Origin of the sequence: Burkholderia sp. BE17, from assembly GCF_009362305.1 — a bacterium.
GTDB classification, from domain to species: domain Bacteria; phylum Pseudomonadota; class Gammaproteobacteria; order Burkholderiales; family Burkholderiaceae; genus Burkholderia; species Burkholderia pyrrocinia_C.
Genome location: NZ_WHNU01000029.1, coordinates 82,406 through 100,956 on the forward strand (window position 1 = coordinate 82,406; position 18,551 = coordinate 100,956).

At 64.8% G+C, this 18,551-nt stretch carries 16 protein-coding genes; 15 read left to right on the forward strand and 1 reads right to left on the reverse strand.

The features are described 5' to 3' along the window. Positions 1 to 8 precede the first annotated feature (8 nt). The 13 genes from GD429_RS24005 to GD429_RS24065 all read left to right on the forward strand — a co-directional run bounded on the left by GD429_RS24005 (position 9) and on the right by GD429_RS24065 (position 13,027). Positions 9 to 788: a ParA family protein gene (locus tag GD429_RS24005; protein ID WP_152860542.1), complete on the forward strand. Its 780-nt coding sequence runs from the start codon at positions 9 to 11 to the stop codon at positions 786 to 788. A gap of 31 nt (positions 789 to 819) precedes the next feature. Then, a complete protein-coding gene (locus GD429_RS24010) occupies positions 820 to 1,713 on the forward strand; it encodes a ParB/RepB/Spo0J family partition protein (protein WP_152860544.1) in 894 nt (297 codons plus the stop codon). A 10-nt stretch (positions 1,714 to 1,723) separates the two neighbouring features. Next, complete coding sequence (locus tag GD429_RS24015) at positions 1,724 to 2,854, forward strand: SLC13 family permease (RefSeq protein ID WP_152860546.1); 1,131 nt, start codon at positions 1,724 to 1,726, stop codon at positions 2,852 to 2,854. Between the two features lie 569 nt (positions 2,855 to 3,423). Continuing rightward, positions 3,424 to 3,948 (forward strand): ATP synthase subunit I, encoded by a 525-nt coding sequence (locus GD429_RS24020; protein ID WP_072442667.1) that lies wholly within the window; start codon positions 3,424 to 3,426, stop codon positions 3,946 to 3,948. A 109-nt stretch (positions 3,949 to 4,057) separates the two neighbouring features. Then, positions 4,058 to 4,909, forward strand: a complete 852-nt coding sequence (atpB, locus tag GD429_RS24025; protein WP_034183834.1) for a F0F1 ATP synthase subunit A — start codon at positions 4,058 to 4,060, stop codon at positions 4,907 to 4,909. Positions 4,910 to 4,984: 75 nt separating this feature from the next. Beyond that, the gene (gene atpE, locus GD429_RS24030; protein WP_006482730.1) at positions 4,985 to 5,254 is read left to right on the forward strand and encodes a F0F1 ATP synthase subunit C; all 270 of its coding nucleotides are present in this window, start codon (positions 4,985 to 4,987) and stop codon (positions 5,252 to 5,254) included. A 129-nt stretch (positions 5,255 to 5,383) separates the two neighbouring features. Then, a complete protein-coding gene (locus GD429_RS24035; RefSeq protein WP_006751767.1) occupies positions 5,384 to 5,854 on the forward strand; it encodes a F0F1 ATP synthase subunit B in 471 nt (156 codons plus the stop codon). Positions 5,855 to 5,856: 2 nt separating this feature from the next. Further along, on the forward strand, positions 5,857 to 6,396 hold the full coding sequence (locus GD429_RS24040; protein ID WP_152860548.1) for a F0F1 ATP synthase subunit delta: 540 nt from the start codon (positions 5,857 to 5,859) through the stop codon (positions 6,394 to 6,396). 44 nt (positions 6,397 to 6,440) lie between these two features. Continuing rightward, positions 6,441 to 7,982, forward strand: a complete 1,542-nt coding sequence (gene atpA / locus GD429_RS24045) for a F0F1 ATP synthase subunit alpha (protein WP_034183836.1) — start codon at positions 6,441 to 6,443, stop codon at positions 7,980 to 7,982. A 69-nt stretch (positions 7,983 to 8,051) separates the two neighbouring features. Then, the gene (gene atpG, locus GD429_RS24050; protein WP_034183837.1) at positions 8,052 to 8,927 is read left to right on the forward strand and encodes a F0F1 ATP synthase subunit gamma; all 876 of its coding nucleotides are present in this window, start codon (positions 8,052 to 8,054) and stop codon (positions 8,925 to 8,927) included. Positions 8,928 to 8,992: 65 nt separating this feature from the next. Next, positions 8,993 to 10,387 (forward strand): F0F1 ATP synthase subunit beta, encoded by a 1,395-nt coding sequence (gene atpD / locus GD429_RS24055; RefSeq protein WP_047899458.1) that lies wholly within the window; start codon positions 8,993 to 8,995, stop codon positions 10,385 to 10,387. Between the two features lie 245 nt (positions 10,388 to 10,632). Next, positions 10,633 to 11,058: a F0F1 ATP synthase subunit epsilon gene (locus GD429_RS24060; protein ID WP_006477288.1), complete on the forward strand. Its 426-nt coding sequence runs from the start codon at positions 10,633 to 10,635 to the stop codon at positions 11,056 to 11,058. 241 nt (positions 11,059 to 11,299) lie between these two features. Further along, positions 11,300 to 13,027 carry an AMP-binding protein gene (locus tag GD429_RS24065; protein WP_152860550.1) on the forward strand — a complete coding sequence of 576 codons (1,728 nt, stop codon included), beginning with the start codon at positions 11,300 to 11,302 and terminating at the stop codon, positions 13,025 to 13,027. 728 nt (positions 13,028 to 13,755) lie between these two features. On the opposite strand, the gene GD429_RS24070 is transcribed toward GD429_RS24065, so the two are convergent. Further along, positions 13,756 to 14,556 carry a transporter substrate-binding domain-containing protein gene (locus GD429_RS24070; protein ID WP_152860552.1) on the reverse strand — a complete coding sequence of 267 codons (801 nt, stop codon included), beginning with the start codon at positions 14,554 to 14,556 and terminating at the stop codon, positions 13,756 to 13,758. A 149-nt stretch (positions 14,557 to 14,705) separates the two neighbouring features. Between GD429_RS24070 and hemE the strand changes: the two genes are divergently transcribed. Continuing rightward, complete coding sequence (gene hemE / locus GD429_RS24075) at positions 14,706 to 15,800, forward strand: uroporphyrinogen decarboxylase (RefSeq protein WP_321574824.1); 1,095 nt, start codon at positions 14,706 to 14,708, stop codon at positions 15,798 to 15,800. Positions 15,801 to 16,248: 448 nt separating this feature from the next. Next, positions 16,249 to 18,510 (forward strand): primosomal protein N', encoded by a 2,262-nt coding sequence (locus GD429_RS24080; protein ID WP_152860556.1) that lies wholly within the window; start codon positions 16,249 to 16,251, stop codon positions 18,508 to 18,510. The last annotated feature ends 41 nt before the right edge of the window (positions 18,511 to 18,551 follow it).

Below are 18,551 nucleotides of genomic sequence, written 5' to 3' on the forward strand. Positions count from 1 at the left end.
CACCAACGATGGCAAAGATCTTCTGCGTTGCGAACCAGAAGGGGGGCGTCGGCAAGACGACGACATCGGTCAATCTCGCCGCAAGCCTTGCAGCGCAGGAGCAACGAGTCCTGCTGATCGATCTCGACCCGCAGGGCAACGCGACGATGGGCAGCGGGATCGACAAGGCCGCGTGCGAATCGACCGTGTACGAAGTGCTGGTCGACGGCGTGTCGGTGACCGATGCACGTGTGCGTCCGGACGGCGTTACCTACGACGTGCTGCCGGCGAACCGCGAGCTGTCCGGTGCCGAGATCGAACTGATCAGCATCGACAACCGCGAGCGTCGGCTGAAGGCCGCGCTCGAGCACGTGGCCGACGACTACGACTTCGTGCTGATCGATTGCCCGCCGACGCTGTCGCTGCTGACGCTGAACGGGCTATGCGCGGCGCATGGCGTGGTGATCCCGATGCAGTGCGAATACTTCGCACTGGAAGGGTTGTCGGACCTCGTCAATACGATCAAGCAGGTTCACGCGAACATGAACCGTGATCTGAAGATCATCGGCTTGCTGCGCGTGATGTTCGATCCGCGCATCACGCTGCAGCAGCAAGTCTCCGATCAACTGAAAGCGCACTTCGGCGACAAGGTGTTCGACGCGGTGATTCCGCGCAACGTGCGCCTGGCGGAAGCGCCGAGTTACGGGCTGCCGGGCGTCGTGTTCGACCGCAGCTCGCGCGGTGCGCAAGCGTATCTGCAGTTTGGTGCCGAGATGATCGAACGCGTTCGTGCGTTCGAGGTGTCGTGATCCGGACATGAGCGAAGCGAGGAAGAAAGACATGAACGCGGTACCAAAGAAGAAGGGCTTGGGACGTGGCCTCGAAGCGCTGCTCGGCGGCAGCGCCGATATCACCGAAGCGGTGAAGATCGAAGGCGCACCGAACACGCTCGCGCTTGGCAAGCTGCAGGCCGGCAAGTACCAGCCGCGGACGCGGATGGACGAAGGCAGCCTGCAGGAGCTGGCGGCAAGCATTCGCGCTCAGGGCGTGATGCAGCCGATCCTGGTACGGCCCATTTCATCAGACAAATACGAGATCATCGCGGGCGAGCGGCGTTTCCGCGCGGCGCGCCTGGCCGGCCTTGACGAAGTGCCGGTGCTCGTGAAGGACGTGTCCGATCAGGCCGCCGCGGCGATGGCGCTGATCGAGAATATTCAGCGCGAGGATCTGAACCCGCTTGAAGAGGCGCACGGCATCCAGCGCCTGCTCGACGAGTTCGGTTTCACGCACGAACAGGCGGCCGAATCGGTCGGCCGTTCGCGCAGCGCGGTGTCGAACCTGCTGCGCCTGCTGAACCTCGCATCGCCGGTGCAGACGATGCTGCTGGCCGGCGACCTCGACATGGGGCACGCACGCGCGCTGCTCGCCGTCGACGCGGCAACGCAGATCACGCTCGCGCATCAGGTCGTCAACAAGCGCATGTCGGTGCGCGAGACCGAGAAGCTCGTCTCGCACACGACGAAGGAAGCGCCGGCCGTGAAGGCGCGCGCGAAGGACGACGGCGGCCGCGACACGCGCCGTCTCGAGGAGGAGTTGTCTGACCTGCTGGCGTCGACGGTGAAGATCAAGCTCGGCCGCCGCGGGCGAGGGCAGGTGATGATCGACTTCGGCAACCTCGATGCACTCGAGGGCATTCTCGCGCGGCTGCGCGGCAACGTAGCAACCGAAGAGTAACGAGTTGACGATGACGGAGACGGGCGCACCGGCGCCGCGCCGGTGGCTCGGATGGCTTGCGCAGGAGCCCGTACTGTCGGTGCTCGCGCTTGGCCTGATCGTGCTGCAATGGGTGCGTCCGCAACCATTAGCCGTACTGGCCGGGCGCGTCGACTGGCAAACGGTCGCGACGCTCGCGGGCCTGCTGATGCTGACCAAGGCGCTCGAGTTGTCCGGCTGCCTGATGTGGCTCGCGCACCGCATCGTGCATCATGTGCATTCCGAACGCGGGCTCGCGATGCTGCTCGTCGTGTTCGCGGCGGTGCTGTCGATGTGGCTGACCAACGACGTCGCGCTGTTCGTCGTCGTGCCATTGATGGTATCGCTGCGTGCGCTGACGCCGCTGCCGTTCCGGCGGCTTGTGATCGTCGTCGCGCTGGCCGTCAACGCGGGGTCCGTCGCGACGCCGCTCGGCAATCCTCAGAATCTATTCCTGTGGCAATTGAGCGGTATGTCGTTCGGCCGCTTCGTGGTCACGCTCGGGCCGCTCGCGCTCGCGCTGATGGCGCTGCTGCTCGTGCTGACCGCGTGCGCGTTTCGCGCGAAACCGCTCGACCTGTCCGGCGACGTCGTCGCGTTGCCCGTGCAGCGCATGCACGCACTGATTGCAGCGGTGCTGTTCGCGGCATTCGTGCTGCTCGCCGATGCGCACCATCCGCTGCCGGGTCTGGTTGCTGTCGCGATCGTGCTGTTCGTCGTAAAACGTGACGCAGTCCTGAAGATCGACTGGCTGCTGCTGCTGATCTTCGTACTGATGTTCGTGGTGCTGCGCAGTGCGGCTGCGCTGCCCGTCGTGCACGACGCGATTGCGCATGCGCGTCTCGATTCGCCGCTGCGCGTATTTGCGGCTGGCGCCGTACTGTCGCAAGGAATCAGCAACGTGCCGGCCGCGATCCTGCTATCGGAATTCACGCACGACTGGCGTGCGCTCGCGTTCGGCGTATCGGTCGGCGGCTTCGGTTTCGCGATCGGTTCGCTCGCGAACCTGATCGCGGTGCGTCTCGCGAAGGAGCCGCGCATGTGGCTGCCGTTCCACCTGGTCTCGATTCCGTTCGCGCTCGTGAGCGCGGCACTCGGCGCGTGGCTGCTCGTGCACGGTTGAGCGTTGCGGGTGCGTGCGGCACCGGCGTGCCGTTCGAGTGGCGGGGAGGGTGCTCGGCGTTCGCGATGATTGCGAGGCTGTTGATAGGTGCTGCGATTCACAGTCGATCGCCTGTGGTGGTGCGACAACTGATTGGATGGTTCGACGCGCCGGCATCCGATCGAATTTCGTGCATCGGATGCGGCTGACCGGCCACAGTGTTTTGCCTGTCCCGGGGTGCCGGGCCGAGTCGTTCCGGGCAGCTGCTTCACAGCGGATTTTCGGCGGCGATCGTGCCGCTTCGTTTGAGCCCGCGTCGGGCATATCGCTTCCATGCCATCCACCATCACCGGACATTTTTCGGGCAAGAAATACCGGTGCAAAAATCCGACCTTACAACTGTCATCGTACGTCGTTGAATCGCGTGTTTTTCACATGATGAGGCGTCGTTTTATGCAGGTTTTTGTCGCGTCTAAAGCCTTGAATCACTTGCAACTATCGCTTACAATCGCCCGGATTTGTTAGCTAGGCACCCCTGAAAGCTTTCAGAAAGCTTGGGGCCGGGTTCAAGGATTTTGCGGAAGATTGCGATGGCGGGTCAGGCGCCGGACGACAGGCACGATGATCAGCGCACGCAACGCACCGCTTCGGCGGCCGGCGAGCGGCGCGAATCCGACGATGACTGGGACGCCGAGCAACAAGATAACAATATCGTTCCGCTCACGCGGGCAGAAGCCGAGAGGCTGTTCGGCCCGGACGTGAGCAAGCCCTCGCGCGTGACCCCCTACAAGGTGGTGTTCGCACAAGTGGTCTTGTCCCTGGTTGCAACGCTGGCGTGGTGGCTGTTTTCGAAGTCGCCGGGCGCCGCTGCGCAATCCGCGTTTCTGGGTGGAGCGATCGGCTGGGTACCAAGTGCGCTGTTCGTGGCACGACTGAAGGCAGGTGGTTCGGCCACCGTGATGAGCTGGGTGATGGGCGAAGCCCTGAAGCTCGGCCTGACGATCGGGATGTTCGCAGCAGTGGCGTTCGGCTGGGCCGGTGTTCACTGGGTGCCGTTCCTCGTCACGTACCTCGTCGTGCTGAAGACGTACTGGATCGCGCTGGCCTGGCGGTAAGCAACAAGCAGCGTGCGGTTTCGACAACGAACCGCACCGGCCCGTTCCCGCAATAGCGTGTTGCGGAACAGGCAAAACGATTTTCGACAATTTGGGTGGCATTAACGATATGGCAGCTAGCGAAGGCACGCGCGGTCCGGATCCGTCCGAGTACATTGCGCACCACTTGCAGAATTTCTCCACCTCGCATCAGACGTCGATTTTCGACATCCACGTCTGGAATCTCGACACGCTGTTCTGGTCGATCGTATGCGGCATCGTGACGATCCTCCTGCTGCGTCTGGCCGCCCGCAAGGCGACGTCGGGCGTGCCGGGCCGTTTCCAGTGCGCGATCGAGATGCTCGTCGAAATGGTCGAAGACCAGTCGAAGGCCATCGTTCACGGCAATCGCACCTTCATCGCTCCGCTCGCCCTTACGGTGTTCGTGTGGGTCGCGCTGATGAACTCCCTCGACTTCCTCCCGGTCGACCTGCCGGGCCGTGTCATCGGCCTGCTCGGTCTGTCGGACGTGATTTCCCACCATCGCATCGTCCCGACGGCCGACCTGAACGGCACGCTCGGCATCGCGCTCGGCGTGTTCGTCCTGATGATCTACTACAGCATCAAGATCAAGGGCGCGGGCGGCTTTGTGCATGAGCTGCTGTCGGCCCCGTTCGGCGCCCACCCGCTGCTGTGGATCCCGAACCTCGCGCTCAACATCGTCGAATATCTCGCGAAGACCGTCTCCCTCGGTATGCGGCTGTTCGGCAACATGTACGCGGGTGAGCTGTTGTTCCTGTTGATCGCCCTGCTCGGCAGCATGTGGAGCTTCGGTGGCGACGCAACGTTCCTCGGCTTCGTTGGTCACGTGATCGCGGGTAGCGTCTGGGCAATCTTCCACATCCTGATTGTTCTGTTGCAGGCATTCATTTTCATGATGCTGACGCTGGTGTATCTCGGCCAGGCGCACGACACGCACTAAGCGCGGCGTGCAAGAAAGAGTCTTCGTTTTAGTTTTTTAAATCTCAGTTCCAAGTCTTTTCACAAAGGAGTGATCATGCAAGCTTACATCGCCAACATCCAGGGTCTGACCGCCATCGGTATCGGCATCATCATCGGCCTGGGTGCAATCGGCGCCTGTATCGGTATCGCGCTGATGGGTGGCAAGTACATTGAAGCCTGCGCACGTCAGCCGGAACTCATCAACCCGCTGCAAACGAAGATGTTCCTGCTGGCTGGTCTGATCGACGCTGCATTCCTGATCGGCGTTGGTGTCGCAATGCTGTTCGCGTTCGCGAACCCGCTCCTGTCGAAGCTCGCAGGCTAAGGTTCCTCGGAAATTTGCGTCCGGCGCAAGCCGGCGCAGGGCGGAACGGAGACTTGGGGCGCTGATCGAATGCAACTCGATGAGCGCCTTACCGTTTCATTTTTCCGGAATAGCAGATAAGGAAACACCGTGAATCTCAACGCAACTCTGTTTGCGCAAATGGTCGTGTTCCTGGTCCTCGCGTGGTTCACGATGAAGTTCGTGTGGCCGCCGTTGATCAACGCCCTCGACGAACGTTCGAAGAAGATCGCCGACGGCCTCGCCGCCGCGGAGAAGGGCAAGGCGGAACTCGACGCAGCGCACAAGCGCGTGGACCAGGAACTCGCGCAGGCCCGCAACGACGGCCAGCAGCGCATCGCCGACGCTGAAAAGCGTGCCCAGGCGGTCGCCGAGGAAATCAAGGCCAACGCCCAGGCTGAAGCCGCCCGCATCGTCGCCCAGGCGAAGGCGGAAGCAGAACAGCAAATCGTGAAGGCGCGCGAAGCGCTGCGTGGCGAAGTCGCCTCGCTGGCCGTGAAGGGCGCCGAGCAGATCCTGAAGCGCGAAGTCGATCAAACGGCCCACGCCCAACTGCTGAATCAACTGAAAGCCGAGCTCTGATCATGGCCGAACTTGCAACCATCGCCCGCCCTTACGCAGAAGCGCTGTTCCGCGTGGCCGAGGGAGGTGACATCGCCGCCTGGTCTACGCTCGTGCAAGAGCTGGCCCAGGTTGCGCATCTGCCGGAAGTGCTGTCGGTCGCGTCGAGCCCGAAGGTGACGCGCACGCAAGTAGCCGAGTTGCTGCTTGCTGCGGTGAAGTCGCCCCTCGCGGCCGGCGCCGAAGCGAAGAACTTCGTGCAGATGCTGGTCGACAATCATCGCATCGCGCTGCTGCCGGAAATTGCCGAGCAGTTCGAGGCGCTCAAGAACGAACGTGAAGGTGCTGCCGACGCCGAGATCGTGAGCGCGTTCCCGCTGAACGGCGCGGATCTCGAAAGTCTCGTCTCGGGCCTCGAACGCAAGTTCAAGCGCAAGCTGAAACCGACGGTCGAAGTCGATTCGTCGCTGATCGGCGGCGTGCGCGTGACGGTCGGCGACGAAGTGCTCGACACCTCGGTTCGCGCGCGCCTCGCATCGATGCAGGCTGCCTTGACCGCCTGAGCGCCACGCCGGCACGCAACAGAATTGACTATCAGGAGCGAATAATGCAACTCAATCCCTCTGAGATCAGCGAGCTGATCAAGAGCCGGATCCAGGGCCTTGAAGCGAGCGCAGACGTTCGCAACCAGGGCACCGTGATCTCCGTGACCGACGGTATCGTGCGTATCCACGGCCTGTCGGACGTGATGCAGGGCGAAATGCTCGAGTTTCCGGGCAACACGTTCGGCCTCGCGCTGAACCTCGAGCGCGACTCGGTCGGCGCGGTGATTCTCGGCGAATACGAACACATCTCGGAAGGCGACGTCGTCAAGACGACGGGTCGCATTCTGGAAGTCCCGGTCGGTCCGGAACTCGTCGGCCGCGTGGTCGATGCGCTCGGCAACCCGATCGACGGCAAGGGCCCGGTCAACGCGAAGCTGACCGACGCGATCGAAAAGATCGCCCCGGGCGTGATCTGGCGCAAGTCGGTGTCGCAGCCGGTGCAGACGGGCATCAAGTCGATCGACGCGATGGTGCCGATCGGCCGTGGCCAGCGTGAGCTGATCATCGGCGACCGTCAGTGCGGCAAGACCGCGGTGGCGCTCGACGCGATCATCAACCAGAAGGGCAAGGACCTGATCTGTATCTACGTCGCGATCGGCCAGAAGGCTTCGTCGATCATGAACGTGGTTCGAAAGCTCGAAGAAACGGGCGCGATGGAATACACGATCGTCGTCGCCGCCACGGCATCGGATTCCGCAGCAATGCAGTATCTGGCACCGTACGCCGGTTGCACGATGGGCGAATACTTCCGCGACCGCGGCCAGGACGCGCTGATCATTTATGACGACTTGACCAAGCAGGCTTGGGCATACCGTCAGATCTCGCTGCTGCTGCGCCGCCCGCCGGGCCGTGAAGCGTACCCGGGCGACGTGTTCTATCTGCACTCGCGTCTGCTGGAGCGTGCGGCTCGCGTGTCGGAAGAGTACGTCGAGAAGTTCACGAACGGCGAAGTGAAGGGCAAGAGCGGTTCGCTGACGGCACTGCCGGTCATCGAAACGCAGGCAGGCGACGTGACCGCATTCGTTCCGACGAACGTGATCTCGATTACCGACGGCCAGATCTTCCTGGAAACCGACCTGTTCAACGCAGGCATCCGCCCGGCAATCAACGCCGGCGTGTCGGTGTCGCGAGTCGGTGGCGCCGCGCAGACGAAGGTCGTGAAGAAGCTGTCGGGCGGTATCCGTACCGACCTCGCGCAGTACCGTGAACTGGCCGCATTCGCGCAGTTCGCATCGGACCTCGACGAAGCGACCCGCAAGCAGCTCGAGCGCGGCCGCCGCGTGACGGAACTGCTGAAGCAGCCGCAGTACCAGCCGCTGCAGGTGTGGGAACTGGCCGTGTCGCTGTACGCCGCGAACAACGGCTACCTCGACGACCTCGACGTGAAGCAAGTGCTGCCGTTCGAGAAGGGCCTGCGCGAAAGCCTGAAGACCAGCAACGCTGACCTCATCAAGCGCATCGAAGACACCAAGGATCTCTCGAAGGACGACGAAGGCGCGCTGCGCTCGGCGATCGAATCCTTCAAGAAGTCCGGTGCCTATTGATCCGCGAGTGACACACTGAGGCCGCGCGGGTGCTGATGCGCCCGCGCCGCCTCGGTCAAGGAGCAAGCTATGGCTGGAATGAAGGAAATTCGCGGCAAGATCAAGAGCGTGCAGAACACGCGCAAGATCACGAAGGCGATGGAGATGGTGGCCGCATCGAAGATGCGCCGCGCGCAGGAACGCATGCGCGCTGCTCGTCCGTATGCGGACAAGGTCCGTGCCATCGCCGCGCACATGAGCCGCGCGAACCCGGAGTACCGCCACCCGTTCATGGTGGCGAACGACGGCACGAACACGGCCGGCATCATCCTCGTCACGACGGACAAGGGTCTGTGCGGCGGGCTGAACACCAACGTGCTGCGTGCGACGGTGCAGAAGTTCAAGGAGCTGGAAGAGAAGGGCCAGAAGGTCGAAGCCACGGCGATCGGCAGCAAGGGCCTCGGTTTCCTGAACCGCTTCGGCGCGAAGGTCATGTCGCAGGTCGTGCACCTCGGCGACACCCCGCATCTGGACAAGCTGATCGGCGCGGTGAAGACGCAGCTCGACCTGTACTCGGAAGGCAAGCTGTCGGCGGTTTATATCGCTTACACGCGCTTCGTCAACACGATGAAGCAGGAAGCCGTGATCGAGCAGCTGCTGCCGCTGTCGTCGGAACACTTCGAAGCCGATGACGGTACGCCGGCCACGTCGTGGGACTACATCTACGAGCCGGACGCGCAGGCAGTCGTCGACGAACTGCTGGTGCGTTACGTCGAGGCGCTGGTGTACCAGGCCGTCGCGGAGAACATGGCGTCCGAGCAATCGGCGCGGATGGTCGCGATGAAGGCCGCGTCCGACAACGCGAAGACGGTGATCAGCGAACTGCAGCTCGTGTACAACAAGAGCCGTCAGGCCGCGATTACGAAAGAACTGTCGGAGATCGTCGGCGGCGCAGCCGCTGTTTAAGCGCGCGCCCGGACGACAACTGCGCCTTTGCGCGAGTAAAGAATCAGGTATTTAAAGGAAAAGCGATGAGTACTGCTGCTTTGGTAGAAGGCAAGATCGTACAGTGCATCGGCGCCGTTATCGACGTGGAATTCCCGCGCGACAGCATGCCGAAGATCTACGACGCGCTTATTCTCGATGGCTCGGAACTGACGCTCGAAGTCCAGCAGCAGCTGGGCGACGGCGTGGTCCGCACTATCTGTCTGGGTGCATCCGACGGCCTGCGCCGCGGTCTGACCGTGAAGAACACGGCAAATCCGATTTCGGTGCCGGTCGGCAAGCCGACCCTCGGCCGGATCATGGACGTGCTCGGCCGTCCGATCGACGAGGCTGGCCCGATCGTGAGCGAAACGACGCGCTCGATCCACCAGAAGGCTCCGGCGTTCGACGAACTGTCGCCGTCGACCGAACTGCTCGAAACGGGTATCAAGGTCATCGACCTGATCTGCCCGTTCGCAAAGGGCGGCAAGGTTGGCCTGTTCGGCGGTGCTGGCGTGGGCAAGACCGTCAACATGATGGAGCTCATCAACAACATCGCGAAGGAACACGGCGGTTACTCCGTGTTCGCGGGCGTGGGCGAGCGTACCCGTGAAGGGAACGACTTCTACCACGAAATGAAGGACTCGAACGTTCTCGACAAGGTCGCGCTGGTGTACGGCCAGATGAACGAGCCGCCGGGCAACCGTCTGCGCGTCGCGCTGACCGGCCTGACGATGGCCGAGCACTTCCGTGACGAAGGCCTCGACGTGCTGTTCTTCGTCGACAACATCTACCGTTTCACGCTGGCCGGTACCGAAGTGTCGGCACTGCTCGGCCGTATGCCGTCGGCCGTGGGCTATCAGCCGACGCTGGCTGAAGAAATGGGCAAGCTGCAAGAGCGCATCACGTCGACCAAGAAGGGCTCGATTACGTCGGTCCAGGCCGTGTACGTCCCTGCGGACGACTTGACCGACCCGTCGCCGGCTACGACCTTCGGCCACTTGGACGCAACCGTCGTTCTGTCGCGTGACATCGCTTCGCTGGGTATCTACCCGGCGGTCGACCCGCTCGACTCGACGTCGCGCCAGATCGACCCGAACGTGATCGGTGAAGAGCACTACTCGATCACCCGTCGCGTTCAGCAGACGCTGCAGCGCTACAAGGAACTGCGCGACATCATCGCGATTCTGGGCATGGACGAACTGTCGCCGGAAGACAAGCTGTCGGTCGCGCGCGCACGTAAGATCCAGCGTTTCCTGTCGCAGCCGTTCCACGTTGCTGAAGTGTTCACGGGCTCGCCGGGCAAGTACGTGCCGCTGAAGGAAACGATCCGCGGCTTCAAGATGATCGTCGACGGCGAGTGCGACCACCTGCCGGAACAGGCGTTCTACATGGTCGGCACGATCGACGAAGCCTTCGAGAAGGCCAAGAAGATCCAGTAAGGGTCGGGTGTAACGCAGCGGGCGCCCGCGCGTTCGTGAAGGATACCGTCATGGTGTCCTTTCGCGGACGGGCGCTCACGTAATACGCTCAACCCGCCGTGCATGGGATCGGAGTAAGCGCTGAAGCGCTAACTCCGATCGACCGCCGCGGGGCAAGAGTAAGCGCTGAAGCGCCAACTCTTGCCAACCGCGGCATGGGACGGGAGTAAGCGCTGAAGCGCCAACTCCCGTCGGCAGGAGTCGATATGGCAACCATCAAAGTAGACGTCGTCAGCGCGGAAGAGCAGATCTTCTCGGGCGAGGCGAAATTCGTCGCGCTGCCGGGCGAAACGGGTGAGCTGGGTATTCTGCCGGGCCACACGCCGCTGATCACGCGGATTCGTCCGGGTGCGGTGCGCATCGAAGTCGAGGGCGGCAACGACGAATTCGTGTTCGTCGCAGGCGGCATTCTCGAAGTGCAGCCGGGCGCCGTGACGGTGCTCGCCGATACCGCGATCCGCGGCAAGGACCTCGACGCGGCGAAAGCCGAGGAAGCGCGCAAGCGTGCCGAGGAAACGCTGCAGAACGCGAAGTCGGACCTCGACCTCGCGAAGGCGCAATCCGAGCTCGCGACCGCGATGGCGCAGCTCGAGGCGATCCAGCGTCTGGCGAAGATTCGCAGCCGGCACTGAGCCGCGCCGCGTATCCCGCGAAAGAAAGCAGCCTTTGGGCTGCTTTTTTTTCGTCTGCAGGTTGCGCGCCGGATCGACCCGTCCGGTCGTGCTATTTCATCCGTCCGCCGCGATTCGATGTCAGAGTGTCGTCAGCGGAGCGCGTCATCATCCGCAGTGAGGCCGCCCGTCGCGAGTGCGGCGACGGAGGCGGGCGCAGCAAGCGCCCGCGGTCCGATCAGACAAAAAGACGGAGACATTCATGGCAGCAGACCTTGGCGTGGGGGCGCTGATCGCGCCCGAAAACGGACTGTCGTACGTGCGCGGCGCGACCGACGTGCCGCTATCCGAAGCGACGATCGGCAGGTTCCTGCGCGATACCGCCGGCCGCTTTCCCGACCGTCCGGCGGTCGTGTTCCGCGAGCAGCAGGTGCGCTGGACCTGGCGCGAATTCGCGGACGAGGTCGACGTGCTCGCGGCCGGCCTCGCCGTGCTCGGGATCGTGAAGGGCGACCGCGTCGGCATCTGGTCGCCGAACCGCAGCGAATGGCTGCTCACGCAGTTCGCGACCGCGCGTATCGGCGCGGTGCTCGTCAACATCAACCCGGCCTACCGGCTGTCGGAACTTGAATACGCGCTGAACAAGGTCGGCTGCAAGGCCGTGATCGCGGCCGAGCGCTTCAAGTCGTCGGCGTATGTCGAGATGTTGCAGACCATCGCGCCGGAGCTCGCGACCGCGACGCCGGGCAACCTGCAGGCGGCGCGCGTGCCGAGCCTGCGCACGGTCGTGTCGATGGGCGACGTCGCGCCGGCCGGCATGTTCCGTTTCGCCGACGTGATGGCGCGCGGCCGCCAGGCCGTCGACCCCGCGCTGCTCGATGCGATCGGCGCGACGCTCGAGTCCACCGACGCGATCAACATCCAGTTCACGAGCGGCACGACGGGCAGCCCCAAGGGCGCGACGCTCACGCACCGCAACGTCGTCAACAACGCGCGCTCGATCGCGATGGCGATGCGCTTCACCGAGCAGGATTCGCTCTGCATCCCCGTGCCGCTGTATCACTGCTTCGGGATGGTGCTCGCGGTACTCGCGTGCGTATCGAAGGGCGCGGCGATGGTGTTCCCGGGCGAAGCATTCGACCCGGTCGCGACGCTCGCGGCCGTGGCCGACGAACGCTGCACCGCGCTGCATGGCGTGCCGACGATGTTCATCGCCGAGCTCGATCATCCCGAGTTCCCGAAATTCGACCTGTCGACGCTGCGCACGGGGATCATGGCCGGCTCGCCGTGCCCGATCGAGACGATGAAGCGCGTCGTGTCGCAGATGCACCTGTCGGAGATCACGATCGCATACGGGATGACGGAGACGAGCCCGGTGTCGTTCCAGAGCTCGACCGACGATCCGCTCGAGAAGCGCACGACGACGGTCGGGCGCATCCAGCCGCATCTCGAAGTGAAGATCGTCGATCCGAGCGGCGACATCGCGCCGGTCGGCGCGACGGGCGAGCTGTGCACGAAGGGCTATTCGGTGATGCTCGGCTATTGGGACGACGACGCGAAGACGCGCGAGGTGCTGGTCGACGGCTGGATGCATACGGGCGACCTCGCGACGCTCGACGCGGACGGCTACTGCAACATCGTCGGCCGGCTGAAGGACATGGTGATTCGCGGCGGCGAGAACGTCTATCCGCGCGAGATCGAGGAATTCCTGTTTCGGCATCCGAAGATCCAGAGCGCGCAGGTGTTCGGCGTGCCCGATGCGAAATACGGCGAGGAGCTGTGCGCGTGGATCGTGCTGCGCGCGGACGAGCAGATGACCGAGGACGACGTGCGCGCGTTCTGCAACGGGCAGATCGCGCACTACAAGATTCCGCGCTACATCCGCTTCGTCGACGAGCTGCCGATGACGGTGACGGGCAAGGTGCAGAAATTCGTGATGCGCGACCGGATGATCGAGGAACTGAAGCTCGACGTGCAGAAGACCGCGTAAGTTGGCCTAGCGGCCCGGCGGCGGAAAAACGCGGCGGCCTGCGGGCCGTTGCGTTTTCGATGGACGAAAAAAAGCGGGCTTATTAGCCCGCTAAAAACCACACGCTACGGGGTTAGCGCGAGGAGACCAAAGATGAAACCGAGTCCGGCGGGGGCCGGAAACGACTCCAACAGGGATGCCCCTGGGAAGGGCTTCGGTACGTGACCGACTGGCTCGCAGCGCTTCGCGTCCGCTCACACTTGGCACACGAGACCGCATCCGTGTTGAAACCGTTGAGGCCATTGTGGGCGAATTAATGACCCGTCGCGGTAACAAAGTGTTTCAGGTTGTAACGCCCGCCAGATAAGGCTTTCCGGGATTTTTTGCTGTTTTCGGGGTCCTGAAAAAGGTCATTTTTACCCATATTTTCCGCAGCGTTTTCATCGTATGCGTACGACGCGTTTTTCATGCGTATCGGGCGCGATGAATTGCCGAATTACACGCGGGAAAGTGCGCCGCGCGGCAGATACCGCGCATGACGATTCATTCGTCAGAAAGATTTTGAAACGTGATCGGGATGTGTGGAAGTCGGCCGTTTGGCCGATTCGGGGTGATTTCGCGCGGCAGCGGCCCCAGGGGGAGGCGTCGATGTGTAACGGGGCGGCAGGCAGGCCGCCGCCGCGCAGCGATTTCAGCGCGCAGCGGCCACGGGGTCGGTGCCCGTCATCGGCCGCCGCAAACATGCAGGCTTACTTCAGCCACTTGTCCGAAATCACCTGGTATTCGCCGGTCGACAGCGCGAGATGCAGCCACTGGTCGACGTACTGCTGGAACGCGACATCGCCGCGCGGCACCATGTACGCCTTCTCGCCGAACTGGAACGGCTTGTCCGGATGGACCGAGCACAGCCCCGGATTCAGCTTTTGCTGCAGCAGCGTCTCGGACGCATCCGTCACCATCACGTCCGCCTTGCCCGCGAGGATCTGCTTGAAGATCGTCACGTTGTCCGGATAGACGGTCAGGTTAGCGTGCGCGAAGTACTGCTTCGCGAAACGTTCGTTGGTGCCGCCCGGGTTCACGATCACGCGTGTTTCGGGCCGGTCGATCTGCGCGACGGTCTGGTATTTGTCGGCGTCCGCGCAGCGCGCGATCGGCGTCTTGCCGTCGACGACGTACGGCTGCGTGAAGAACACGCGCTTCTGGCGCTCGAGCGTCGTCGATATGCCGCCCACCGCGACGTCGCATTTCGCGACGAAATCGCCGGTAAGGTTCGACCAGCTCGTCTTCACATAGTCGGTCTTCACGCCGAGCGACTTCGCGAGCGATTCGGCCATGTCGATGTCGATGCCCTCGAAGCGGCCGTCCGCGCGGTAGTACGAATACGGCTTGTAGTCGCCTGTCGTGCAGACGCGCAGCGCGCCGCGCGCGAGCACGTCGTCGAGTCGCGAGCCGGCGCCCGGTGCGGCCGCTGCGCTGCCCGCGCCGGTCTGAGCGTGCGCGGCGGCGCAGCAAAGCAACGCGGCCGCGGCGAGCGTGGCGAATGTCTTCATCGGTCTCCTCCTTCGTTTGGTTCGATATGAGCGTCCGATCATAACGGAGCCATCGCGCGCGTCATATGGCCGCCATCGCATCGGCATGCGCAGCGCGGCGCCGGCTGTCCGGTAAAATGCCGCTTTGCCTTCGCATCGTCGCTCCTACCGTGGCCCATAACCTGCTCAACGACACCTTCCTGCGTGCGCTTCTGCGCGAGCCGACCGACTACACGCCGATCTGGCTGATGCGTCAGGCCGGCCGCTACCTGCCCGAGTACAACGCGACGCGCGCGCGCGCCGGCAGCTTCCTCGGTCTCGCGAAGAATCCCGACTACGCGACCGAGGTGACGCTGCAACCGCTCGAGCGCTTCCCGCTCGACGCCGCGATCCTGTTCTCGGACATCCTGACGATTCCGGACGCGATGGGGCTCGGCCTCGACTTCCAGGTCGGCGAAGGCCCGAAGTTCGCGCATCCGGTGCGCACCGAGGCCGACGTCGCGAAGCTCGCGGTGCCGGACATCGAAGCCACGCTCGGCTACGTGACCGGCGCCGTGCGCGAGATCCGCCGCGCGCTGACCGACGGCCAGGGCCGCCAGCGCGTGCCGCTGATCGGCTTCTCGGGCAGCCCGTGGACGCTCGCGTGCTACATGGTCGAAGGCGGCGGGTCGGACGATTTCCGCACGGTGAAATCGATGGCGTATTCGCGCCCCGACCTGATGCACCGGATCCTCGACGTGAACGCGCAGGCGGTGGCCGCCTACCTGAACGCGCAGATCGAAGCGGGCGCGCAGGCCGTGATGATTTTCGATACGTGGGGCGGCGCACTCGCGGACGGCGCATACCAGCGCTTTTCGCTCGACTACATCCGCCGCGTGGTCGCGCAGCTCAAGCGCGAGCACGACGGCGAGCGCGTGCCGGTGATCACGTTCACGAAGGGCGGCGGGCTGTGGCTGGAGGAAATCGCGTCGACCGGCGTCGACGCGGTCGGGCTCGACTGGACGGTCAACCTCGGCACCGCGCGCGAGCGCGTCGCGGGGCGGGTCGCGCTGCAGGGCAACCTCGACCCGACGATCCTGTTTGCGCCGCCGGCCGCGGTGCGGGAACAGGCGCGCGCGGTGCTCGACAGTTATGGCAACCACCCGGGCCACGTATTCAATCTCGGGCACGGCATCTCGCAATTCACGTCGCCCGATCACGTCGCCGAACTCGTCGACGAGGTACATAAGCACAGCCGCGCGATCCGTAGCGGAACCGCCGGCTGAACGCAAGCGCTGTCATGCTGCACTGCGGGGTGACAGCGTTTCTCTGCCGGCGCTAAACAGGGCGCAACCCCGTACCGGTTGCCGATTCGTTGCTTGTCAAGACTTGACTTATACACATTTTCCACGTTGCAGCGCGGTAGAGCCCCGTATCGGTCAAATTGTCTCGCTATGGTTTGGTAATTTGAATAGCAGCCTTATGGAATAAGGCTCCGCGGGGCACCGCCGCAAACGGCGAAAAACAGCGGAAAGCACGGCCCCGCGCGCGTTGCGGCCAGTGAGCGACGAGTTCTCAACAAAGTTATCCACAGGCTGGGCAGGGTATACGGCGATTCTTAATGCGAATCCAAAACTTAGCGCCGAATCTGAAGTTTTACATTAAGTTCACCGACGCGATGCGGGCGCGGTTGCAAGCCGTCCACGCGGCGCGTGCCGCCGCCGGAGCGCCGTGATGGACGGCACCTACCTGCGCGTCGCGCTCGACCATCCGCTCGCGACCCTGTTCGACTACCGCTGCGATGCGCAGCCGGCGCCCGTGCCCGGCACGCTCGTGCAGGTGCCGTTCGGCAAGCGGCTGGTCGTCGGGCTCGTCTGCGAAGTGACGACTCACACCGACGTGCCGCCGTCCCGGCTGCGCGCGATCGACGCGATCTGCACCGACCTGCCGCCGCTGTCGGCGGACTGGCTCGCGCTCGTGTCGTTCGCGGCCGACTACTATCAGCGCGGTCGCGGCGAGGTCGCGCTGCCGGCGCTGCCGCAGGCGCTGCGCGACGCCGGGCGCTGGGGGCGGCTGCTGGCGCCCGAGGTGCGCTACCGGCCGACGGAAGCCGGCCGCGCGGCGCTGCCCGATGCGTTGCCGGCACGCGGGGCCGCGTTGCGGCGGCTCGCGCAGGCGCTCGTCGACACCGGCTCGCTGGCGCTGCCCGACGCGCGCGCGCTGCATCCGAAGGCGGCCGCGACGCTCGACGACTGGGCGGCGCGCGGCTGGGTCGACGTCGAGGAGATCGGCTGGAACCACGCGCCTGTGCCCAAAGCTGTGGACAACCTGTCGACAACCGGTGGACGAGCTGTGCCGCCGGCACTGACCGACCAGCAGGCCGAGGCGCTCGACGCGATTCGCGCCGCGCAGGGTTTCGCGCCGTTCCTGCTGCACGGCGTGACGGGCAGCGGCAAGACCGAGGTCTACCTGCATGCGCTTGCGTCGCTGCTCGATGCGCGGCCGGACGCGCAGGCGCTCGTGCTCGTCCCCGAAATCAACCTGACGCCGCAGTTCGAGGCCGCGTTTCGCGCGCGCTTCGCGGGCGCGCTCGCCGACGACGCGATCGTTACGCTGCACAGCGGGCTCGCCGAGGGCGAGCGCGCGCGAAACTGGCTCGCCGCGCACACGGGCCGCGCGCGGATCGTGCTCGGCACGCGCCTCGCGGTGCTCGCGTCGATGCCGACGCTCGCGCTGATCGTCGTCGACGAGGAGCATGAGCCCGCGTACAAGCAGCAGGAAGGGTTGCGCTACTCGGCGCGCGATCTCGCCGTGTGGCGCGCGAAGCAGCTCGACATCACGGTCGTGCTGGGCTCGGCGACGCCGTCGCTCGAAACCTGGTGGCAGGCCGAGCAGGGCCGCTACACGCGGCTCACGCTGTCGCGCCGCGCGGTGGCCGACGCGACGCTGCCGACCGTGCGGCTGATCGATCTCGAAGAGGAGCGGCGGCGCGGGCGCGCGTCGATGGGCGGGCTGTCGGGGCCGCTCGTCGGCGCGCTGAAGGCGCGGCTCGAGCGCGGCGAGCAAAGCCTCGTGTTCCTGAACCGGCGCGGCTACGCGCCGCAGCTCGCGTGCGACGCATGCGGCTGGGTCGCGGGCTGCCCGCGCTGCAGCGCGTACGTCGTGCTGCACAAGCCCGAGCATGCGCTGCGCTGCCACCACTGCGGCTGGGAAGCGCGCATTCCGCGGTCGTGCCCCGAGTGCGGCAACGTCGACGTCGCGCCGCTCGGGCGCGGCACGCAGCGCATCGAGGAGGCGCTCGCCGAGGCCGTGCCGGGCGCGCGCGTGCTGCGGATCGACGCGGACAGCACGCGCCGCAAGGGCAGCGCGCAGGCGCTCTTTTCCGACGTGCACGCGGGCGAGGTCGACATCCTCGTCGGCACGCAGATGATCGCGAAGGGGCACGACTTCCAGCGCGTGTCGCTCGTCGGCGTGCTCAATGCCGACACCGCGCTGTTCTCGCACGACTTTCGCGCGAGCGAGCGGCTGTTCGCGCAGCTGATGCAGGTGAGCGGCCGCGCGGGCCGCGCCGGGCTGCCGGGCGAGGTGATGGTGCAGACGCGCTACCCGCGTCACGCCCTGTACCACGCGCTCGGGCGGCAGGATTACGTCGGCTTCGCGAATTCGACGCTCGGCGAGCGCCGCGATGCGCACCTGCCGCCGTTCGTCTACCAGGCACTGTTGCGCGCCGAAGGGCGCACGCTCGACGCGGCGCTCGCGTTCCTGCTGCAGGCCGCGGCCGCGTTGCCGGGGCTGCCGGGCGCCGATCGCGTGACCGTGTACGACGCGGTGCCGATGACGATCGTCAAGGTTGCGAACGTCCACCGCGCGCAGCTGCTGCTCGAAAGCGCGTCGCGGGCGGCGCTGCAGCATGCGCTGCGCGCCTGGCAGCTGGAGCTGCGCGCGCTGAAGGGCGTGCTGCGGTGGAGCGTCGAAGTCGATCCGCTGGATATCTGAGCGGCGGGCGCGCAGCCGTCGCACGGCGCGCTGCCGCATTG

Coding starts and splice junctions, on each gene's coding strand:
- atpA (WP_034183836.1), top strand. CDS start 6,441: ATGCAACTCAATCCCTCTGAGATCAGCGAGCTGATCAAGAGCCGGATC.
- GD429_RS24060 (WP_006477288.1), top strand. CDS start 10,633: ATGGCAACCATCAAAGTAGACGTCGTCAGCGCGGAAGAGCAGATCTTC.
- GD429_RS24005 (WP_152860542.1), top strand. CDS start 9: ATGGCAAAGATCTTCTGCGTTGCGAACCAGAAGGGGGGCGTCGGCAAG.
- GD429_RS24065 (WP_152860550.1), top strand. CDS start 11,300: ATGGCAGCAGACCTTGGCGTGGGGGCGCTGATCGCGCCCGAAAACGGA.
- GD429_RS24010 (WP_152860544.1), top strand. CDS start 820: ATGAACGCGGTACCAAAGAAGAAGGGCTTGGGACGTGGCCTCGAAGCG.
- GD429_RS24020 (WP_072442667.1), top strand. CDS start 3,424: ATGGCGGGTCAGGCGCCGGACGACAGGCACGATGATCAGCGCACGCAA.
- GD429_RS24080 (WP_152860556.1), top strand. CDS start 16,249: ATGGACGGCACCTACCTGCGCGTCGCGCTCGACCATCCGCTCGCGACC.
- GD429_RS24015 (WP_152860546.1), top strand. CDS start 1,724: ATGACGGAGACGGGCGCACCGGCGCCGCGCCGGTGGCTCGGATGGCTT.
- atpD (WP_047899458.1), top strand. CDS start 8,993: ATGAGTACTGCTGCTTTGGTAGAAGGCAAGATCGTACAGTGCATCGGC.
- atpG (WP_034183837.1), top strand. CDS start 8,052: ATGGCTGGAATGAAGGAAATTCGCGGCAAGATCAAGAGCGTGCAGAAC.
- GD429_RS24070 (WP_152860552.1), bottom strand. CDS start 14,556: ATGAAGACATTCGCCACGCTCGCCGCGGCCGCGTTGCTTTGCTGCGCC.
- GD429_RS24040 (WP_152860548.1), top strand. CDS start 5,857: ATGGCCGAACTTGCAACCATCGCCCGCCCTTACGCAGAAGCGCTGTTC.
- atpB (WP_034183834.1), top strand. CDS start 4,058: ATGGCAGCTAGCGAAGGCACGCGCGGTCCGGATCCGTCCGAGTACATT.
- atpE (WP_006482730.1), top strand. CDS start 4,985: ATGCAAGCTTACATCGCCAACATCCAGGGTCTGACCGCCATCGGTATC.